The 17545-nt window shown below is 63.0% G+C and carries 23 protein-coding genes and 1 tRNA gene; 15 read left to right on the top strand and 9 right to left on the bottom strand.

Going from position 1 to position 17545, the window contains the following annotated elements; all coding sequences use genetic code 11:
• Nucleotides 1-27 precede the first annotated feature (27 nt).
• Together EN742_RS00115 and EN742_RS00110 are read right to left on the bottom strand one after the other, a co-directional pair.
• The gene (locus tag EN742_RS00115; RefSeq protein ID WP_127405179.1) at nt 28-1179 is read right to left on the bottom strand and encodes a patatin-like phospholipase family protein; all 1152 of its coding nucleotides are present in this window, start codon (nt 1177-1179) and stop codon (nt 28-30) included.
• A 25-nt stretch (nt 1180-1204) separates the two neighbouring features.
• Nucleotides 1205-1987, bottom strand: a complete 783-nt coding sequence (locus EN742_RS00110) for a 3-hydroxybutyrate dehydrogenase (protein WP_127405178.1) — start codon at nt 1985-1987, stop codon at nt 1205-1207.
• A gap of 275 nt (nt 1988-2262) precedes the next feature.
• On the opposite strand from EN742_RS00110, the gene EN742_RS00105 reads away from it, so the two are divergent.
• Entirely contained in the window at nt 2263-3177 is a 915-nt protein-coding gene (locus EN742_RS00105; RefSeq protein ID WP_126056530.1) for a LysR family transcriptional regulator, read from the top strand.
• Between the two features lie 62 nt (nt 3178-3239).
• Here the strand turns inward: EN742_RS00105 and EN742_RS00100 are convergent, their stop codons facing one another.
• From EN742_RS00100 to EN742_RS00075, 6 genes are all read right to left on the bottom strand, one after another.
• Complete coding sequence (locus EN742_RS00100) at nt 3240-3704, bottom strand: DUF302 domain-containing protein (protein ID WP_127405176.1); 465 nt, start codon at nt 3702-3704, stop codon at nt 3240-3242.
• A 44-nt stretch (nt 3705-3748) separates the two neighbouring features.
• Nucleotides 3749-4951, bottom strand: coding sequence for an MFS transporter (locus EN742_RS00095; protein ID WP_126056532.1), 1203 nt, complete (start codon nt 4949-4951; stop codon nt 3749-3751).
• A gap of 90 nt (nt 4952-5041) precedes the next feature.
• Nucleotides 5042-5542: a cupin gene (locus tag EN742_RS00090; protein WP_126059243.1), complete on the bottom strand. Its 501-nt coding sequence runs from the start codon at nt 5540-5542 to the stop codon at nt 5042-5044.
• A 186-nt stretch (nt 5543-5728) separates the two neighbouring features.
• Nucleotides 5729-6643 (bottom strand): LysR family transcriptional regulator, encoded by a 915-nt coding sequence (locus tag EN742_RS00085; RefSeq protein ID WP_126056533.1) that lies wholly within the window; start codon nt 6641-6643, stop codon nt 5729-5731.
• A gap of 171 nt (nt 6644-6814) precedes the next feature.
• Nucleotides 6815-7090 carry a hypothetical protein gene (locus EN742_RS00080; RefSeq protein ID WP_126056534.1) on the bottom strand — a complete coding sequence of 92 codons (276 nt, stop codon included), beginning with the start codon at nt 7088-7090 and terminating at the stop codon, nt 6815-6817.
• 189 nt (nt 7091-7279) lie between these two features.
• Entirely contained in the window at nt 7280-7555 is a 276-nt protein-coding gene (locus tag EN742_RS00075; protein ID WP_128332205.1) for a hypothetical protein, read from the bottom strand.
• 221 nt (nt 7556-7776) lie between these two features.
• Between EN742_RS00075 and EN742_RS00070 the strand changes: the two genes are divergently transcribed.
• The 7 genes from EN742_RS00070 to EN742_RS39930 all read left to right on the top strand — a co-directional run bounded on the left by EN742_RS00070 (nt 7777) and on the right by EN742_RS39930 (nt 12213).
• Nucleotides 7777-8637 (top strand): hypothetical protein, encoded by an 861-nt coding sequence (locus EN742_RS00070; protein WP_127405174.1) that lies wholly within the window; start codon nt 7777-7779, stop codon nt 8635-8637.
• Between the two features lie 236 nt (nt 8638-8873).
• On the top strand, nt 8874-9143 hold the full coding sequence (locus tag EN742_RS00065) for a DUF2282 domain-containing protein (RefSeq protein WP_127405173.1): 270 nt from the start codon (nt 8874-8876) through the stop codon (nt 9141-9143).
• Between the two features lie 43 nt (nt 9144-9186).
• On the top strand, nt 9187-10221 hold the full coding sequence (locus EN742_RS00060; RefSeq protein WP_126056538.1) for a DUF692 domain-containing protein: 1035 nt from the start codon (nt 9187-9189) through the stop codon (nt 10219-10221).
• Nucleotides 10208-10993: a DNA-binding domain-containing protein gene (locus EN742_RS00055; protein WP_128332204.1), complete on the top strand. Its 786-nt coding sequence runs from the start codon at nt 10208-10210 to the stop codon at nt 10991-10993. Before EN742_RS00060 ends, EN742_RS00055 begins: the two co-directional genes overlap by 14 nt.
• A gap of 11 nt (nt 10994-11004) precedes the next feature.
• On the top strand, nt 11005-11481 hold the full coding sequence (locus EN742_RS00050; protein WP_126056540.1) for a DoxX family protein: 477 nt from the start codon (nt 11005-11007) through the stop codon (nt 11479-11481).
• Nucleotides 11478-11897, top strand: a complete 420-nt coding sequence (locus EN742_RS39935; RefSeq protein ID WP_210211292.1) for an NAD(P)H-dependent oxidoreductase — start codon at nt 11478-11480, stop codon at nt 11895-11897. Before EN742_RS00050 ends, EN742_RS39935 begins: the two co-directional genes overlap by 4 nt.
• 28 nt (nt 11898-11925) lie before the next feature.
• A complete protein-coding gene (locus EN742_RS39930; RefSeq protein ID WP_127400780.1) occupies nt 11926-12213 on the top strand; it encodes an NAD(P)H-dependent oxidoreductase in 288 nt (95 codons plus the stop codon).
• Between the two features lie 56 nt (nt 12214-12269).
• Here EN742_RS39930 and EN742_RS00040 read toward each other — a convergent pair.
• Nucleotides 12270-12344 (bottom strand) — tRNA-Thr (locus tag EN742_RS00040).
• A gap of 271 nt (nt 12345-12615) precedes the next feature.
• Here EN742_RS00040 and EN742_RS00035 point away from each other — a divergent pair.
• The 7 genes from EN742_RS00035 (at nt 12616) to infA (ending at nt 17499) form a co-directional block, all read left to right on the top strand.
• Nucleotides 12616-12816, top strand: coding sequence for a hypothetical protein (locus EN742_RS00035; protein WP_126056541.1), 201 nt, complete (start codon nt 12616-12618; stop codon nt 12814-12816).
• Nucleotides 12817-12951: 135 nt separating this feature from the next.
• Entirely contained in the window at nt 12952-14244 is a 1293-nt protein-coding gene (murA, locus tag EN742_RS00030) for a UDP-N-acetylglucosamine 1-carboxyvinyltransferase (protein WP_126056542.1), read from the top strand.
• Between the two features lie 234 nt (nt 14245-14478).
• Entirely contained in the window at nt 14479-14910 is a 432-nt protein-coding gene (locus EN742_RS00025) for a DUF2948 family protein (RefSeq protein ID WP_128332203.1), read from the top strand.
• A 9-nt stretch (nt 14911-14919) separates the two neighbouring features.
• Entirely contained in the window at nt 14920-16212 is a 1293-nt protein-coding gene (gene hisD / locus EN742_RS00020; RefSeq protein WP_126056544.1) for a histidinol dehydrogenase, read from the top strand.
• Nucleotides 16213-16214: 2 nt separating this feature from the next.
• Nucleotides 16215-16700, top strand: a complete 486-nt coding sequence (locus EN742_RS00015; protein ID WP_126056545.1) for a UPF0262 family protein — start codon at nt 16215-16217, stop codon at nt 16698-16700.
• Between the two features lie 42 nt (nt 16701-16742).
• Entirely contained in the window at nt 16743-17153 is a 411-nt protein-coding gene (locus EN742_RS00010; RefSeq protein ID WP_126056546.1) for a low molecular weight phosphatase family protein, read from the top strand.
• A gap of 127 nt (nt 17154-17280) precedes the next feature.
• Nucleotides 17281-17499 (top strand): translation initiation factor IF-1, encoded by a 219-nt coding sequence (gene infA / locus EN742_RS00005; RefSeq protein WP_006200926.1) that lies wholly within the window; start codon nt 17281-17283, stop codon nt 17497-17499.
• Nucleotides 17500-17545 lie beyond the last annotated feature (46 nt).

Genomic DNA, 17545 nt, shown 5'->3' with positions numbered 1-17545 from the left:
CTCCGTGTCTTCCTCGGCGCGCGCCCATCACTCTTGCGACTCGTGGATGACGATGCCCTGCAGCATGTCGACCTCGCATTCCCACGGCTTTTCCGCGAGGACGCGCTGCCCATGCTCGTATCCTGCTTGCCAGCGAGTGCGGATGCCCGAGCGGGTGAAATCGATGTCCTTGGTGTGGTCCTCGCCGTCGAGGCGCGGCGAAAGGAGCCGGACAAGATGCATGACCGAAGGGCAGCCATAGGACGCCAACTCCTTGAAGATGGTATCCTCGCGCCGCTCCTCGGGGACGAGCTTTCCCATTTCTCGCACGACGTGACGAAGCCGATGCAGCTGCTCCTGGCGGGCCACGTGGCTCTTGCCGCGGCTGGCGTATTGAAGGTCCTTTTGCCGCCCCATCACTTGCCAGATCGATTTCGGCTCCGTGGCGCGCGGCTGCCACATGTTGACCGCAAAGATCAGCGCGTCGCGCCGCGGACGTGCGTCGAGCACCACCTCGATCGGCGTGTTCGAATAGATGCCACCGTCCCAGTACGGCTCGCCGTCGATGCAGACGGCTGGAAACGCCGGCGGCAAGGCACCTGACGCCATGATGTGCGCCACCGACAACGTCATCTCACGCGTGTCGAAATATTTGAGTTCGCTGGTGTTGACGTTGACCGCGCCGACCGTCAGTCGCGTGTGGCGCCCGTTGAGGTAGTCGAAGTCGATCAGATTGCTCAGCGTCCTTTTGAGCGGATCGGTGGTGTAATAGGATGCATTCTCGACGCCGACCTCGCGATTGAGCCCGAACATGGCGCTTGGGTTCGGTTCGAAGAAACCGGGGATGCCGCGCATCACCGTGCCCATGTTGGCGAAGATATTGCTCGGAACCATCATCCGGAAAAACTCGTCGAGCGGGCTGCTCCGGCAGACGCCGTCCCAGAACTCCTGAAGCCTCGGCAGGCGATCCCTGGGGTCGTTTCCGGCAATCAGCGCGGCGTTGATGGCGCCGATCGACGTGCCGATGACCCAATCCGGTTCAACGCCGCCTTCGACGAGCGCTTGGTAGACCCCGGCCTGATAGGCCCCAAGCGCACCACCGCCTTGAAGGACAAGGACGGTCTGGCGTTTGGGCTCACCCTGAGGGCCGATCTCAAGTGCCGCCTCGGAGACGGGCGGATTTCGCGTGATCCTGTTCATGGCCTTGTCGCTCCTCGTTGCCGGCTCAATGGGCGGTCCAGCCGCCTTCGATCGGCATGACTGCGCCGGTGATCGAGGCCGCTTCGTCCGAGGCTAGGAACAGGCAGAGCGCAGCAACCTGCTCCACCGTCACGAACTGCTTGGTCGGCTGCGCGGCCAAAAGCACATCCTTGATCACCTGCTGTTCGGTGATCCCGCGCGCCCTCGCGGTGTCCGGTATCTGCTTCTCGACCAGCGGGGTGAGCACGTAGCCGGGGCAAACCGCGTTGACGGTGATGCCCTGCTCGGCGACTTCCAGCGCAACCGTCTTGGTCAGGCCGGCGACACCGTGCTTGGCCGCGACGTAGGCGGATTTGTAAGGGGAAGCGACCAGAGCGTGCGCGGAGGCGACGTTGATTATGCGACCCCATTTGCGCGCCTTCATCGCCTGCAGGGCACGCCGGATCGTATAGAAGGAAGACATGAGATCGATCGCCACGACCGCTTCCCATCTCTCGATCGGGAAGTCATCGATCGGCGCGACATGCTGAATGCCGGCGTTGTTGACCAGAATGTCGACCGCGCCGAATTCTGCGATGGCCTTGTCCATCATCTCCGTGATGGCATCGCCCTTGCTCATGTCAGCGCCGTCATAGCGGACGGTCACACCGTGGTCGACGGCCAGTTTTTTCCGCAGCAACTCGATCTCGCCGGCATTTCCGAAACCGTTCAGAACGATGTTGCAGCCCTTGGCCGCGAAGGCTTCGGCGATGCCTTGGCCGATGCCGCTGGTCGAGCCGGTGATGAGTGCTGTCTTTCCATTGAGCATCGTCATTTCCTCTTGTTTGAGCCGCGGGCGCGAATGGCCAGTGGTTGCGAGCGACGGGCTGCAGCACCCCGGCTCTGGATCTGCGGACCAGTATGGCGAGCGGCCCGAAACTGCGGAAATGCCGTTGAGACATGGATTCGATAGCCGACGGTCAGATCGTGGTCCCGCATCCGAGGTGTCGATCGACCGATCGGGTTGTTTGACGTAAGGGCAGCTAGTAAGATCATCCGGCAACGCGGGGGCGTGCGTATGCGCGTTCGGTGAGGGAGCGTGCAGTGGAGATCAGCCAGGTCAGATACTTCTTGGCCGTCGCCAAGGAGCTGAATTTCACCAGGGCGGCCGAGCAGTGCAATGTCACGCAGCCCGCGCTTTCACGCGCCATCAAGCTGCTGGAAGACGAATTCGGCGGAGCGCTATTCCACCGTGAGCGCCGCTTCACGCACCTCACCGAGCTCGGCCGCATGGTCGAGACCTATCTCGAGGGCGTCTTCGAGAACTCGCGCCAGGCAAAGCAGATCGCCGAGCAATATGTGAATTTGAAAAAGATGCCGCTCAGGGTCGGCATCATGAGCACGATCGCCCCGGACGAGATTATCGAGCTCATCGCGGCTGTCCGGGGGCATCATCCTGGCGTAGAGCTTCACCTTTGCGATTCTGACGCCGTGAGCCTGAGGCGGAGGCTGCTGGAAGGCAACCTCGAGGCCGCCATCTATGCGTTGCCGTCGAACGTGCCCGACGAAGAAGTGCATTCCCTGCCACTGTTTCAAGAGCAGATGGTGATGGCGGTTCACCTGGCTCATCGCCTCGCCAACCAGCGCATGGTGCGGGTGAAGGATATGAGCAACGAAAGCTACATCCACCGCAACAATTGCGAGTTTGCAGGCTATGCGGATGCCATCCTCGCCGAGCAGGGCGTCACGGTCAGCCCGGTCTACTGGAGCGATCGTGACGACTGGACGCTGGCGATGATCGCGGCCGGGCTCGGTTTCGGTTTCATGCCTGAGCACACCGCCAAGCACCCGGGCGTGGTGGCCTTGCCAATCACCGAACCGGAGTTCTGGCGCGAGGTCAATCTTGTCACCGTACGCGGCCGCAGGCACTCGCCTGCAGTCGGCGCGCTGGTGCGCGAGGCCACGCAGAAGAAGTGGTTCGGCGAACGGGCGAAGGCTCTGGCCGCCGCCGCCGAGTAGTTTCGCTGTGCGGGGCGCCCTCCTTGGATGCACAGGCAGCGGATCTCCGGCACTGTCCGCGCTCAGTTCTTTCTTACCGTCGAGGTCACGGACTGGATGACCTCCGTCGCCATCTTGAACTGCGCGGTGCGGTCGGTGATGCCGTGCCGTTTGGCGATCCAGTCGAAATCGCTGTAGGCGGCGTAAACCGAACCATCGGGGGTCTGGTAGACCAGCACCCGCACCGGCCAGTCCAGGCCGGCCTCGGGATTGGACGTGATGAAGGTAGTGCCGAGCGCCGGATTGCCGAACATCACCAGCCGGGACGGCCTGACATCGTTGCCGGCATTCTTGCCAAGCCTTGCCTGGTCGATCACGCCGAAGAACATGATGCCCTTCTTCAGCACGTCCTTCTTGATGCGAGCCACGGTCTCGGCGACGGAATAGTCGCTCTTGACCGTGACGACGCCGTCGGATGCGGCGGCCGGAAGGGCAACCGCCATCAGCATGGCGGCGCCTGCAATCATGGTTTTCAGGTAGTTGGTCATGTCAGTCTCCTTGGTTGGATAGCGAAGTTGTCGGTCTTTGCGTGTCACGTCCTCGGCGTTTGCAACATGCGCGCAGTCGCGATCGCGCCGGCGAGAACCGAGGCGAGCACACCCACGCACGCGGCCCAGCCGATACGGTCGTAGAGCTGCCCGATGATGAAGCTGCCGGCGAGCCCGCCCGCATAGTAGGACGCAAGGTAGATGCCGCTTGCGGCGGCGCGATCGCGCGAGGCGGTCCGGCTCACATGCCCGGTGGCTATCGCCTGCGCCAAGAAGGTGCCGATGGCGACCAAAGCCATCCCGGCAAGAACGACCGGGAGGCTGGCGGCGAGCAGCAGAAGCAGTCCGACGATCGCCAGCCCGAGTGTCGCTCCGATCCCTCCGCTCGGACCGAGACCTGCCGCGACGCGCCCGGCAAGCGGGGTCGTCAGCATCGAGGGCAGGAAGACGAAATAGACCGCGCCCAAGGCCATCGGTGTCAGCGACAGCGGTGTCGCAACGAGCTGGAAGTTCACATAGGTGAAGGTGCCGATGAAGACGAAAAGGATCAGGAAGCCGATCGCGAAACAGGCGCGCAGCTCGGCGTTTTGCAGCGGAGCCTTCCATGCGGCGCGGGCGGGCTCGCCCATCCCATCGGCGCGCATCATTGCAGAGGTCTTCTGCAGTGTGAGCCAGACAAGGGCGGCGCCGAACAGATTGAGGCCGGCGAAGATCAGAAAATTGGTGGAGATGCCGAATGTGTCGGCGACGGCGGCTGACATCAGCCGGCCGAAGAAGTTGCTGGCAACATTGCCGGTCACGTAAGCCGCAAGCGCGCTCGTCGTCTGCCGCGCGGAGAAATGCTCGGCCAGGTAGGCCATCGTCAGCGTAAAGGCGGTCGACATGCACAAGCCTTGCGCTACGCGCAGCAGGGCGAAGACCACAATGCTGTCGGTCTGTGAAAGCAACGTCGTCGGGATCGCCAAAATGGCCAGGCTGATCCAGATGCCGTTGCGGCGATCGATGCCGCGACCGAAGAGCGCGACGGCGATACCGGCCACCGCCATGCCGAAGGTGCTGGCATTGACGGCGAAACCCATGGTCGCGCGACTGACGCCGAATCTTGCCACCAGCGAAGGCAGGATGGCCTGAGTGGCGAACAGGTCGACAAGCGTCAGAAACGCGATCAAGGCAATCAGGCCGAAGCGCCAGCTGTCCGCGGCAACCATGCGGAGCCGCCTCGGTTCGGTATGTTCACTGGACGTCATGTCAGGCTCCGTGGCCACACGTCCCCAGGCCATCGCCCGAGGACGCGATTTTATTGCTGATGCTGGGATCTGCTGACCGCGACGAGCGGCTCACATCATGTGGTCTTCGTGCATCGCAGGCGGCAGGACGTCGGCCGAATAGAGCACCGCTGGAACCTTGCCGTTGTTCTTCCACCAGTGGGCGAGCTGGCCGAACTCGGCCGTCGCGTCGCCGGCCGGATGTTCGATGCCGACCTTACAGGTGCTGCGGTATTCGGTGATCGAGCCCTCGACCACCAGAATGTTTGCCGGGCGGACATTGTGCTCATGCCACGGCACTACGCCGCCAGGCTGAACAACGAGCTTGCGCAGGCGCAGCATGTTGCCTTTCCAGCCTTCGCCCTTGCTGCTTAAATCGATTGCGGAAAGGACCGTGTCGGTCACGCCGACCGGTTTACTGGGATGTTCCTGGATGTCGGTGGTGGCGGCCTGGCCAGCAGGGCAGTCGCCGGCGAAAACCGGAGCCACCGAGAACGCGGCGGTCGCGGTGAGAAGTCCGAGTGTCAACGCCAACTTCAGCGGCACCCGCAATGCAATAGTCTTGCAAGCCATGTCTAGTTCTCCTTTGTCGGTGCCCAATCGCGGAAGCGGGGCATGAGTGGAGAGTGACGGCAGCCTCGACGAAAGAGAAATGCTGACTGGCTCTTAATTCGATACCTGAAAACTATGATGGACAACCGCGCCAACGAGACTGTTTCGCCACGACATTTATCGCGGCGTTAGACTTCATTTCGAATGCTACGCAGCCGTTTTCCTGGCCGGCAGATCTATGCCGCTTTCCGGCCAGCTGTGTGCCTTGACACTGTTCACGAAGGTCGAGGTCGCCGGTGAGAACCGGCGGCCCGACACGACGACCAGCGAGACCTCCCGCCAAACCTCGGGGTCGATGACAGGCCTGATCTGCAAGCCCGGGATGACGGCGCTGAATTCCGGGATGAAGCAGATGCCAAGTCCACCGGAAACCATGTTCTGGATCCAGTCTTCGCGCTCGCTGGCGTAGGATATCCTGAGCTTCACACCGCGGTCATTGCAGAGACCGGCGAGGTGGTCGCGATACTCGCAATTCAACCTTCTCAGGTAGTTCTCGCCGTCGAGTTCGGAAATGGCGACATTGTCGTTGCGAGCCAGCCGGTGACCGTTCGGGAAGGCCAGGACGAACCGCTCGCGATAGAGCGGAGTGACGTCGAAACGCTCCGGAAAACTGTTGCTGGACGCCATGATGGCGACGTCGATCTCACCCGCTTCAAGCAGTTGCGACAGCGAAGCCGGCACACCCTCCACCAGCTGCAACTGGATGCCCTGCTGGCGTCTGTTGAAATCGGCCAGCAAGCCGGTGAAGCGACGCGGACCAATGGTGCACATGACGCCAACCTTGAGATTTGCGTTTTCCAGGCAAAGGAATTTCGACGCCTCCTGGCGCACGCCGGTCACCTCGTCGAGGATCTGCTGGAACCGCGGGCGTAGCAGGGCACCCAGATCGGTAAGGTGGGTCAGGTTCCGTTCGCGGCGAAACAGCAGGCCGCCGACCTCATCCTCCAACTGCTGGATGGCGCGCGACAGCGCTGGTTGGGTGACGTTGCATTTTTCGCCGGCGCGCGTGAAGTTCCGCGTCTCGCACACGGCCAGGAAGTAGCGGATGTGATGAATGTCCATGCCGGTTTATCCCTCTGCTGCATAGATGCATGTGCAGGTTGGAACCGTGCCGCAAACCATTCCATCACGCCAATGCACGGGGGCTATGAAGTCGATAGCGTTTCGTCATGCGCCAATGGCGGGCCAGGGCCCGCCATCAAACCGTGCAATAGTGCTCGGCGCCGGGAAGCGTCAGCTGTGATGGCCCAAGGCGAAGAGCTGGGCGCAGAACTGAGCATGCGGCTTGCTCATGGCGGCGTCGTTGCATTCCTTCATCATCGCATCCTGCGTCGCCTTCGGCATGGCTTTCCACGCCGTCTCGAAGTCGGCACTCGACTTCATCGCCTTCATGCCGGAATCGGTGAAGAAGGGCTGCATGTTGGACGGTTCGTCGAGCGCGCCGGCGAAGGCAACGCCGCCGAGCTTGGAAATGGCAAAAGCACCGAGGCAGATAGCTTTTAGATTCATTTTCAAGTCCTTCTCTGATCGGGTAGTCGCCCTATCGACGACCGTTTGACTGATTGACAGCAAGTCAGAATTTCCGAGTTCCTCATTGCTGAGTTTGATCTTGCGACGACCAGCCGGCAACCTGCCAATGCCATCTGCGTATCGAGGTTATGCCGGGCATGCATCTCGTAGATGTCTACGGTCGCACCGCTAATTAGCTCCGCCCAAAGCGAGGACGTTGGCGCAGAATTGGGCGTGGGGCTTACTCATCGACGGGTCGTTGCAAGCCTTCGTCATCTTGACCCGGTCATGCTTCGGCACGGCGAACCAGGCCTTCTTGAACCCGGCCATCGGTTTCATCGTCTGCATCGTGGCGTCCGTATAGAACGTCGGCAATGCGGCGAGGTCATTGAACGGGTCAGCTGAAGCCGGGCTCGCACCAAGACCAATTGAAAGCGCAGCCACACAGACGAGTGGTCTTCTCATCATTCACCTCCTGTTCCAGGCCGCGGTTCTGGCAACGATGCCAGAGTTGGTGACACGCATCGCCTGGCCTGATCGGGAGGAAGAGTGCGGCCCGAAAAGACCGGCAGCCAATGCAATCTGCCTATGGACTTCATGCCACCTTGGCATTTCGGCTGAAGAAGAAGATGCGGCAGTCTCCTCACCAGTCGCCCCGCCAGCGACTTTGGGATGGAGACCAAGAGATGCACGTCCAGTCCGGAACGCGAATTGACCAGGCCATCATTCCCGGGACGCGTTCCCGGCTGGAAGAGGGGCAGTCTGTCGACATCATCCTGGCAAGTGATGCACACGGCGCCTTCGTCTGGGGCGTGCTCGACCGCCTGCTGGATGAGCCGAACCTTGTCTTCAGCGCCGTTACAGCGTCCGGTTTCGGAGCTGTGGAGGCGGCGGTCCTGGCCTACGGCTTGAGCCTTGGCGGCCGGCGTGGCGCTCGGATGGCGCTCACCAACTTCTGGCGGCGCGTCAGCCACGCCTCGATGTTCTCCATCGACAGAGCCAGTCTGCTTCGATCGATACTGGAACAGTCGATCGACATCGAGCAACTCCGCGACGAGCGCTGCCCGGTGAAACTCGGCGTCCTGGCCGTCAACGCCGGCACCGACGCCGTGAAGGTCTTCACAGGCGAGCAATTGTCGATCAACGCGATCGTGGCGGCAGCCACCGTCCCGTTCCTCTCCCCGCCTGTCGAAATCGACGGCGACAGCTATTGGGGTGATGGCGAGCTCTCGCAGTTGCCGCCTGCTCGGTCGCCGAAAACCAGCCATCGCCTGATCATCGCAGGTAGGCCTTCACTGTTCACGACACTATGTCCGGATCGCAGCTTCTCCTCCACCCATTGCACGACCAAATGCGCGCCGGTTCACACCATCTTCGACAGTCAATACCGAGGTGGGGCTGCGCTCTTCGCGAGACCCTGGATCGACTGGGGTGAACTGACTGGCTTGCGTGACAGAGGTCGGCAATGTGCCGAAGGCTGGCTTGTCGCCGATCTTTTCGGCATCGACGAACGCCCAGCTGTCGGCTGCCGAGCCCAACACATATAGGCGCGCCTCCCTCCCGCCTAGCAGCGTCTGCTTCGCATACTCCCGAACGCAGGCGCCAAGCCCTCCGGTGGCCCCCGCCGGAGGGCTTTTTCGCATCGCTCTCCAGAACATAGTGGCCGCGTATCAATTCCATGCCGAGACAGCATTTCAGCTCGGCGTCACGATCGGAGAGACTGCATGCAGACGGGCCCTGGAGGCCGGTCTTTCCCTCGAAACACCAACCAGGAGACAAGCCTGTGATCAACACCAAGACCCTCATCGGATCGGCGCTCGCGGCCGCCACTTCGCTCGCCGCGACGGCGGCCTACAGCGGTCCCGCCGCCAAGCCCGGCTTCGCCTTCGAGAAGTGCTACGGCGTCGTCAAGGCCGGCCAGAACGACTGCCAGACCGCGACGCATTCATGCGCCGGCACCGCAACCACCGACAATCAGCCGGATTCCTGGCTCTACGTGCCCGCAGGCAGCTGCGCCAAGATCACCGGCGGCAGCGACAAGCCGAAAGCCTGAACGATCCAGACTTCGAACCGACCCTCTTGAATGGAGCAGACCGATGTCCCGTGCGTTTCAGCCCCTCGCGATCCCCGCATCAGCGGGCATCGGTCTTCGCTCCCCCCACATCTCGGAGATGCTGACGCGACGGCCCTCCGCCGGCTGGCTCGAAGTTCATGCCGAGAACTACATGGGAGACGGCGCCTGCGTCGAGGCGCTAGAGCGGCTGCGTGAGATCTACCCGCTTTCGGTGCATGGCGTTGGCCTGTCGCTCGGCAGCGCGCGGGGAGTTGACCGTGCCCATCTGGAGCGCCTGCGCAAGGTCTGCGCGCGCTTCCAGCCCGATCTGGTCTCGGAGCATCTCGCCTGGAGCGTTGCCGACGGCGCCTATCTCAATGATCTCTTGCCGCTGCGCTATGACGAAGAGGCGCTGGCCGTCGTTGCCCGCAATGTCGAGACCGTCCAGGACACGCTGAAGCGGCAGGTGCTCATCGAGAACCTGTCGGCCTATCTGGCCTTTGCGGACTCCTCGATGAACGAGGCCGAATTCCTGGCCGAGCTGGTGGCGAGAACAGGCTGCGGCCTGCTGCTGGACGTCAACAACGTCCAGGTTTCGGCGCACAATTTGCAGTATGACGCCAAAGCCTTCATCGATGCGCTGCCGGCCGACGCGATCGGCGAAATCCATCTTGCCGGCCACGCGATCAATCAGGTCGGTGCCGACACCGTGCTCATCGACGACCATGGCTCGCGGGTGCCGCCGGTCGTCTGGGCGCTCTACCAGCATGCCGTGGGCCGGCTCGGACCGCGCCCGACGTTGATCGAATGGGACACCGACGTTCCCGTTCTCGACGTGCTGCTTGGCGAAGCGATGTGGGCCGACATGCTGACCGCCTCGATCATGTTCAACCGTCGGCAGGTTGCGAGACGCAACCAAACGACCGAAGCCCGGTCGGCGCCCATCCGCCTTTCTCTCGAAGGCGAAACGACGACCAGCATGCCGGTGCTTGCGGCGTTTGCCGCTGCCAGAGCCGCCAGGCCGTCCATGTCCGCAGCGTTGCCGTCAATTGAGGAGGAATACCATGCTGCCGCTTGAACTCCTGCAGACCACCCGGGCGCGATCGGTGCTCGCCATGGAACCAGTCGCAGCCGCAAATGTGCTGACCGCCGGCAGGGCCGATCCGTTGGCCCGCCTGCGCATCTACCAGAACAACACGCGCAGTTCGCTGACCGCGGCGCTGATGGCGGTTTTTCCCGTCACCGTCCGGCTGGTAGACGAACGCTTCTTCCGTTATGTGGCGAGCGAGTTCATTCGACGCCACCCGCCGGTTGAATCCCGTCTTTCGCGCTATGGGGCCGGCTTCCCGCGCTTCCTGAAGACCATCGACACGCTGTCCGACATGCCGATCGTCGCCGAAACGGCGCGGCTGGAATGGGCCATAGCGGAGGCACTCGATACGGCTTCGCTGCCGCCCCGCAGCCTCGCAGAATACGACAACACCGACCTCGGGCCCTCGCCGGATATCCTGCTCCAGCCTTCACTGCGGCTGATCGTCTCGCACTGGTCGATCCTGTCGGTATGGATGGCGCATCAACAGGAGACGGCGGCCGACGAAGGCACCACCTGGACAAGGCGTCCCGAACGTGTGGCGTTGTGGCGATCGGGGAACTATGTGCGGCTTTTTCTGCTCGACCGCGCGAGCTTCGCCTTCTGGCATTCGCTGAAACACGGTCTCGGCCTCGAGCATGCCACTGGCCGTGCCCTGGCTCTCGACCCGACCTTCGACCTGGTTTCCGCCCTTATGCGTCTGTTCCGCGACAGGCTCGTCACCAACGTGCGAGTCGCCGCGAATTCCCCCTCAAATTGATGGAGATGGTCATGACCGCAATATCCGAACACTCCTCGTCCAACCCGGCCGGCTTTGTCGGCTTCTACAAGCGTATCATCAAGCTTCCCGAACACATTCCGTTTTCGCTGGTCCAGCTCGCCGCACGCGTCGCGGTCGCGCATGTCTTCTGGCAGTCCGCGCAGACGAAGCTCGTATCCTGGCCGGTGACGCTGCAGCTTTTCGCCAACGAATACAATCTGCCGTTCATCGACCCGTCGATCGCGGCGCTACTGGCCACGGCGGCTGAACTGACGGGCTCGGTGTTGATATTCCTCGGGCTGTTTTCGCGCCTCGCTGCCCTCATGCTGATCGGCGTCGTCTCCGTCATCCAGATCTTCGTCTATCCGGAGAACTGGGCGGAGCACCTGCTATGGGCGTCGTTGCTGCTGCTCGTGCTGGCACGCGGCGCCGGTGTGTTCTCGCTAGACTATGTCGCGGCGCGGGTTCTCTCGGCGCCTGGAAGGTGAACATTCCGACCGAGGGGGAAAAGCACGGTGCGCATCTTCATCGTTCACGCCCACCCCGAGCCCAACAGCTTCAACGGCGCCCTGACCCGCGCCGCACAGGGTTGTCTGCGGCGGGACACGAAGTTGTTGTCTCAGATCTCTATGCTATCGGCTTCAACCCAATATCAGATCGTCGCAACTTCACGACGATACGCGACGCAAACTACTACCGTCAGCAGTCTGAGGAGGCGAACGCGGCTGCCCATGACGGGTTCGCGCCGGACATCCAGGCGGAGATGGGCAAGCTTTTCTGGTGCGACGCCTTGATCCTGCAGTTCCCGCTCTGGTGGTTCGGGCTGCCGGCGATCCTCAAGGGCTGGGTTGACCGAGTGTTCGCGTCCCGGCGGCCGCATCTATGGCGGCGGCAAATGCTATGATCGCAGCGTCTTTGCGGGAAAACGAGCGATGTGTTCCGTCACCATCGGCGGACCGCCGCCGATCTATTCAGGCTGTGGACTGAACGGCCCAATCTCGGAGATCCTGTTCCCGTCAACCACGGAATGCTCCATTTTTGTAGGCTTCACGGTTATCGAGCCTTTCCTTGTGCACGCACCAGCGCGCATCAGCGACGGTGAACGCCAGAGGTGGCTCGATCGTTACCGCGAATGCGTCCTCAGCCTCGCGAATGCTCCGACGATCACGCATCCGAAGCTCGCGGACTTCGACGACGCCCATGTCCTGAAATCGGTGTGAAAGATGGGCACAAGCCCTTGCATGTCAAGGACTTCAGCGATTTCAATGGGATAGGCTGGTGCTGCGAGAGAGGATTGAACTCTCGACCTCTCCCTTACCAAGGGAGTGCTCTACCACTGAGCTACCGCAGCCGATGGCGGGGCTTCTGCCATAACGAACCGGCGAGCGCAAGGCCAAGAAAAACCTAAAGTGTCGCGCTTCATCGTCGCAAAACCGCCACGCGGTTTTGGGCGGCATGACCCTGAGTGTTGCATGTCGTTGTCCCGAAACCACTGCGCACTTTTTGGGCGACATGCATTGGCAATGCCGCGGCTGTGGAAGCCGCCTTCCTCGACATGGCCGCGCCACAATGTTGGCTATGCCTCAGCAAGGTTGGCTAGTCAGCCGGCCGGGGATGGGACGATGAATGACAAGGCAAATCCACCGAAAAAAGGCGCAGGCGACCGCAAGGACCGGCTCGCCGAAGCCTTGCGCGCCAATCTCGGGAAGCGCAAGGCGCAGTCGCGCTCGCGCCGCTCGGGCGACGCCGACAAGCGGCGCGCCAATGAGCCCGATCAGCGGCCGGAAGGATTGCCGACTGCTGGAAAAATGCACAAGGACTAGCCCAAACCCGGCCACACTGCTCCGCCACACTCGGCGCAGGGGACCCAGAATCCTTGAACCAAGCCGGCCAATGGTCTAGACGGGCCGATACTCAAACGATTGAACCGGCCGTTCCGGCCGAGGGGACATTCTCTCATGGATCGCATCAGAATTGTCGGCGGCAACAAGCTCGCCGGAAGCATTCCGATCTCCGGCGCGAAAAACGCGGCATTGCCGCTGATGATCGCCTCGCTGCTCACCGACGACACGCTGACGCTGGAGAACGTGCCGCATCTGGCCGATGTCGAGCAATTGATCCGCATCCTCGGCAATCACGGCGTCGACTATTCGGTCAACGGCCGTCGTGAGAAGCAGCAGGAAGGCTATTCGCGCACCATCAATTTCTCCGCCCGCAACATCGTCGACACCACGGCGCCGTATGAACTGGTGTCGAAGATGCGCGCCTCCTTCTGGGTGATCGGGCCGCTGCTGGCCCGCATGGGCGAGGCAAAGGTGTCGCTGCCGGGCGGCTGCGCCATCGGCACGCGCCCGGTCGACCTGTTCCTGGAAGGCCTGCAGGCGCTCGGCGCCGATCTCGACGTCGACACCGGCTATGTCATCGCCAAGACCAAAAACGGCCGTCTCGTCGGCAACCGCTATGTGTTCCCGAAAGTGTCGGTCGGCGCCACTCATGTGCTGATGATGGCTGCTTCGCTGGCCAAGGGCGAGACGGTGCTGGAAAACGCCGCTTGCGAACCCGAGATCGTCAACCTCGCCGAATGCCTCAACGCCATGGGCGCCAGGATTTCCGGCGCCGGCACGCCAACCATCACCATCGATGGCGTCGAGGCGCTGTCGGGGGCCCGCGTGCGCGTCATTCCCGACCGCATCGAGACCGGCACCTATGCGATGGCGGTGGCGATGACCGGCGGCGACGTCGTGCTCGAAGGCGCCCGACCAGAATTGCTGCAGACCGCGCTCGATGTCATTTCCGAGACCGGCGCCGAGATCACGCCGACCAATTCCGGCATCCGCGTCCGGCGCAACGGCGCCGGCATTGCGCCGGTCGACGTGACGACGGCGCCCTTCCCGGCCTTCCCGACCGATTTGCAGGCGCAGTTCATGGGCCTGATGACCATGGCCAAGGGCAAGTCGCGCATCACCGAGACCATCTTCGAGAACCGTTTCATGCATGTGCAGGAGCTCGCCCGGCTCGGCGCCCACATCACGCTTTCCGGCCAGACGGCCATCGTCGACGGCGTCGCCAAGCTGAAGGGCGCGCCGGTGATGGCGACCGATCTGCGCGCCTCGGTCTCGCTGGTCATCGCTGGCCTTGCCGCCGAAGGCGAGACCACGGTCAACCGCGTCTATCACCTCGACCGCGGCTTCGAGCGGCTGGAGGAGAAGCTTTCCGGCTGCGGCGCGGTGATAGAGCGGATTTCGGGCTGACGGCCGCAAGGCACCCGTTGCAGACAAAGAGGCCTTCAACTCGTTTTGGAATGGCCAATTGTTAAAAGTCGGCGCCGCCCCTCATCCGCCTGCCGGCACCTTCTGCCCGTAAACGGGGGAGAAGTCCGCTGGCAAACCTGAGCCGGTTGCCTTGACAGAAACCCTGTGCGGTTGCGCGGAATGGAAAGACCGCCTAACACGAAGCTTGAAACCAACGTTAGGTACAAATTCCGCATGGCTCTCAAGCTCATCGCGCTCGACGACCAGGACCTGGGCATCGTCTCGGCCCATGTCCAGGACGCCGTGATGAAGGTCTCGGACCTCGAATTCCTGCCGGCGGCCAAGCGCTTCGTGCTGACCATGAACCGTTTCGTCTGGGAGGCGAAATCCAGCCTGTTCCGCCAGCACAATGAGCGGCGGCAGGCGGTGCTGCATTTCGACCGCGTGCTAGGCGCCAAGACCAGCGGTATCGCCCGCGACAAGCCGGCCGAGGTGCTGTCACTTTTGGCGATCAGCTTTATCGAAATCAGCAAGCCCGCCGGCATCGTCGAGCTTATCTTCTCCGGCGGCGGCACGATCATGCTCGATGTCGAGTGCATCGAGGCGCGGCTTGCCGACATAGGCGGCACCTGGGAAGCCTCCTCGCGTCCCGTGCACAGGGCTTGAGCGCAGCAGATGGCCATCACACTCAGCCATTCCGACGCCGATTTCGAGCAGCGTTTCGCCGCCTTCCTGACGACCAAGCGGGAGGTGTCGGCCGATGTCGACGCCGCGGTGCGCGAGATCGTCCAGTGCGTGCGCGCCGAGGGCGACAAGGCCCTCATCGACTATACGCTGAAGTTCGACAAGGCCGACCTCGCCAAGCTTGGCGTCGCCGTCTCCAAGGATGACATCGCCAAGGCCTATGCCGAGGCCGATCCGCAAACGGTCGAGGCGCTGCGCTTCGCCCGCGACCGCATCCGCTCGCATCACGAGCGGCAGAAGCCGAAGGACGACCGCTACACGGACGCCGCCGGCGTCGAGCTCGGCTCGCGCTGGACGGCGATCGAGGCTGTCGGGCTCTACGTGCCGGGCGGTACCGCAAGCTATCCGAGCTCGGTGCTGATGAACGCGGTGCCGGCCAAGGTTGCCGGCGTCGAGCGCATCGTCATCGTGGTGCCGGCGCCGGGCGGCGTCATCAACCCGCTGGTGCTGGTGGCGGCCGATATCGCCGGCGTCTCCGAGGTCTACCGCGTCGGCGGCGCGCAGGCGATCGCCGCCCTTGCCTATGGCACGGACACGATAAGGCCGGTCGCCAAGATCGTCGGGCCCGGCAACGCCTATGTCGCGGCGGCCAAGCGCCAGGTGTTCGGCACGGTCGGCATCGACATGATCGCCGGACCGTCGGAAGTGCTGGTGGTGGCCGACGGCAGCAACGACCCCGAGTGGATCGCCGCCGACCTTTTGGCCCAGGCCGAGCATGACGTGTCGGCGCAATCGATTCTGATCACCGACGACCCCGCCTTCGGCAAGGCGGTGGAGGAAGCCGTCCAGCGCCAGTTGCAGAACCTGCCACGCGCCGAGACCGCCGCTGCAAGCTGGCGCGATTTCGGCGCCGTCATCCTGGTGCCGACGATCGAAGCCTCGCTGCCGCTGGTCGACCGCATCGCCGCCGAACATGTGGAACTTGCCATCGACGACGCCGAGGCCTTCCTTGCCAGGATGCGCAATGCCGGCGCCGTCTTCCTTGGCCGCCACACGCCCGAGGTCATCGGCGACTATGTCGGCGGCTCAAACCACGTGCTGCCGACCGCGCGCTCGGCGCGCTTCTCATCGGGGCTTTCGGTGCTCGATTTCGTCAAGCGCACCTCGATCCTCAAGCTCGGGCCGGAGCAGCTGCGCACGCTGGCGCCGGCGGCGATCGCGCTCGCCAGGGCGGAAGGGCTTGATGCGCATGGCCGTTCCGTCGCGATCAGGTTGAACATGTAGCGATGTCCGACTACGACCAAACCCGCGCCAGGCTGATCGATGTCGAGCTCGACGAATCGATCGGCCGTTCGACGCCCGATGTCGAGCACGAGCGGGCGGTGGCGATCTTCGACCTGATCGAGGAAAACAGTTTCCAGCCGGTCAATGACGACGGAGCCGGACCGTACAGGCTGAAGCTGTCGCTGGTCGATTCCCGGCTGGTCTTCGCCGTGGCGCGCGAGGATGGCGCGGCCGTCGTCACGCACATCCTGTCGCTGACGCCGCTGCGGCGCATCGTCAAGGACTATTACCTGATCTGCGAAAGCTATTACGACGCCATCCGCTCGTCGACGCCGAGCCATATCGAGGCGATCGACATGGGCCGGCGCGGCCTGCACAATGAGGGTTCGCAAACTCTGATGGACCGACTTGCCGGCAAGATCGACATCGATTTCGACACGGCGCGCCGGCTGTTCACGCTGGTCTGCGTGCTGCACTGGCGAGGCTAGGCCCTGGCCTCGCTGCCGCATTCGGTCCTCTTTCTGTGCGGCATGAACGCCGTGCGTTCGCCGATGGCCGAGGCGCTGGCGCGGCGCATGCTGCCCTCGGCCATCTTCGTCGCCTCGGCCGGCGTGCGCGCGGGCGAACGCGACCCGTTCGTCGACGCGGTGTTGACCGAGGACACGCTGTCGCTCGGTGAGCGCCAGCCGAGGACCATGGACGAGCTGGAGGACGACTATTTCGACCTGATCGTCACGCTGGCGCCGGAGGCGCACCACGCGGCGCTCGAGCTCACCCGCTCGCTCGCCGTCGAGGTCGAATACTGGCCGATGCCGGACCCGACGGATGCCGGCGGCACGCGCGAGCACATCATGGCCGCCTATCGCGATGTGCGCGAGCGCCTGAAGGCGCGCATCGCCAGACGTTTTCCCGCATCCGAGGCAAAAAGCGCCTTGGATTAAGCGTGTTCACAAGCGGACGATTATCATATAGGTTTCGCCGAAATTCCGGCCGGAGTCGGATGATTTCCGGTCGGTTCGGCCGGAAATCATCCGAGCGCCGGAACCGAAATCCAAGCAAAGGTATCGAATGCCGAAGGAAGAAGTCCTCGAGTTTCCGGGTGTGGTCACGGAACTGCTGCCCAACGCGATGTTCCGGGTGAAGCTCGAAAACGAACACGAGATCATCGCCCACACGGCCGGCCGCATGCGCAAGAACCGTATCCGCGTGCTGACCGGCGACAAGGTCCTGGTCGAGATGACGCCCTACGACCTGACCAAGGGCCGCATCACCTACCGTTTCAAGTAACAGCCCGGCGCGACCCCAGATGAGCATCCTGCAGAAGCTCGTGCTC

It is taken from the genome of Mesorhizobium sp. M4A.F.Ca.ET.020.02.1.1, from assembly GCF_004022645.1.
In the GTDB taxonomy this organism is placed as follows: domain Bacteria; phylum Pseudomonadota; class Alphaproteobacteria; order Rhizobiales; family Rhizobiaceae; genus Mesorhizobium.
The sequence above is the reverse complement of the archived record's forward strand: the minus strand, read 5'-3'. Positions and strand labels throughout refer to the sequence as shown.

What these genes read in the sequence shown, in the direction of transcription:
- EN742_RS00080 (WP_126056534.1), bottom strand. Translation starts at nt 7,090, where the DNA reads ATGAATCTAAAAGCTATCTGCCTCGGTGCTTTTGCCATTTCCAAGCTC.
- EN742_RS00075 (WP_128332205.1), bottom strand. Translation starts at nt 7,555, where the DNA reads ATGAGAAGACCACTCGTCTGTGTGGCTGCGCTTTCAATTGGTCTTGGT.
- EN742_RS00010 (WP_126056546.1), top strand. Translation starts at nt 16,743, where the DNA reads ATGAACGCCGTGCGTTCGCCGATGGCCGAGGCGCTGGCGCGGCGCATG.
- EN742_RS00095 (WP_126056532.1), bottom strand. Translation starts at nt 4,951, where the DNA reads ATGACGTCCAGTGAACATACCGAACCGAGGCGGCTCCGCATGGTTGCC.
- EN742_RS00050 (WP_126056540.1), top strand. Translation starts at nt 11,005, where the DNA reads ATGACCGCAATATCCGAACACTCCTCGTCCAACCCGGCCGGCTTTGTC.
- EN742_RS00085 (WP_126056533.1), bottom strand. Translation starts at nt 6,643, where the DNA reads ATGGACATTCATCACATCCGCTACTTCCTGGCCGTGTGCGAGACGCGG.
- hisD (WP_126056544.1), top strand. Translation starts at nt 14,920, where the DNA reads ATGGCCATCACACTCAGCCATTCCGACGCCGATTTCGAGCAGCGTTTC.
- EN742_RS00100 (WP_127405176.1), bottom strand. Translation starts at nt 3,704, where the DNA reads ATGACCAACTACCTGAAAACCATGATTGCAGGCGCCGCCATGCTGATG.
- EN742_RS00025 (WP_128332203.1), top strand. Translation starts at nt 14,479, where the DNA reads ATGGCTCTCAAGCTCATCGCGCTCGACGACCAGGACCTGGGCATCGTC.
- EN742_RS00055 (WP_128332204.1), top strand. Translation starts at nt 10,208, where the DNA reads ATGCTGCCGCTTGAACTCCTGCAGACCACCCGGGCGCGATCGGTGCTC.
- EN742_RS39930 (WP_127400780.1), top strand. Translation starts at nt 11,926, where the DNA reads ATGTGTTCCGTCACCATCGGCGGACCGCCGCCGATCTATTCAGGCTGT.
- EN742_RS00090 (WP_126059243.1), bottom strand. Translation starts at nt 5,542, where the DNA reads ATGGCTTGCAAGACTATTGCATTGCGGGTGCCGCTGAAGTTGGCGTTG.
- murA (WP_126056542.1), top strand. Translation starts at nt 12,952, where the DNA reads ATGGATCGCATCAGAATTGTCGGCGGCAACAAGCTCGCCGGAAGCATT.
- EN742_RS00015 (WP_126056545.1), top strand. Translation starts at nt 16,215, where the DNA reads ATGTCCGACTACGACCAAACCCGCGCCAGGCTGATCGATGTCGAGCTC.
- EN742_RS00115 (WP_127405179.1), bottom strand. Translation starts at nt 1,179, where the DNA reads ATGAACAGGATCACGCGAAATCCGCCCGTCTCCGAGGCGGCACTTGAG.
- EN742_RS00070 (WP_127405174.1), top strand. Translation starts at nt 7,777, where the DNA reads ATGCACGTCCAGTCCGGAACGCGAATTGACCAGGCCATCATTCCCGGG.
- EN742_RS00060 (WP_126056538.1), top strand. Translation starts at nt 9,187, where the DNA reads ATGTCCCGTGCGTTTCAGCCCCTCGCGATCCCCGCATCAGCGGGCATC.
- infA (WP_006200926.1), top strand. Translation starts at nt 17,281, where the DNA reads ATGCCGAAGGAAGAAGTCCTCGAGTTTCCGGGTGTGGTCACGGAACTG.
- EN742_RS00110 (WP_127405178.1), bottom strand. Translation starts at nt 1,987, where the DNA reads ATGCTCAATGGAAAGACAGCACTCATCACCGGCTCGACCAGCGGCATC.
- EN742_RS00035 (WP_126056541.1), top strand. Translation starts at nt 12,616, where the DNA reads ATGAATGACAAGGCAAATCCACCGAAAAAAGGCGCAGGCGACCGCAAG.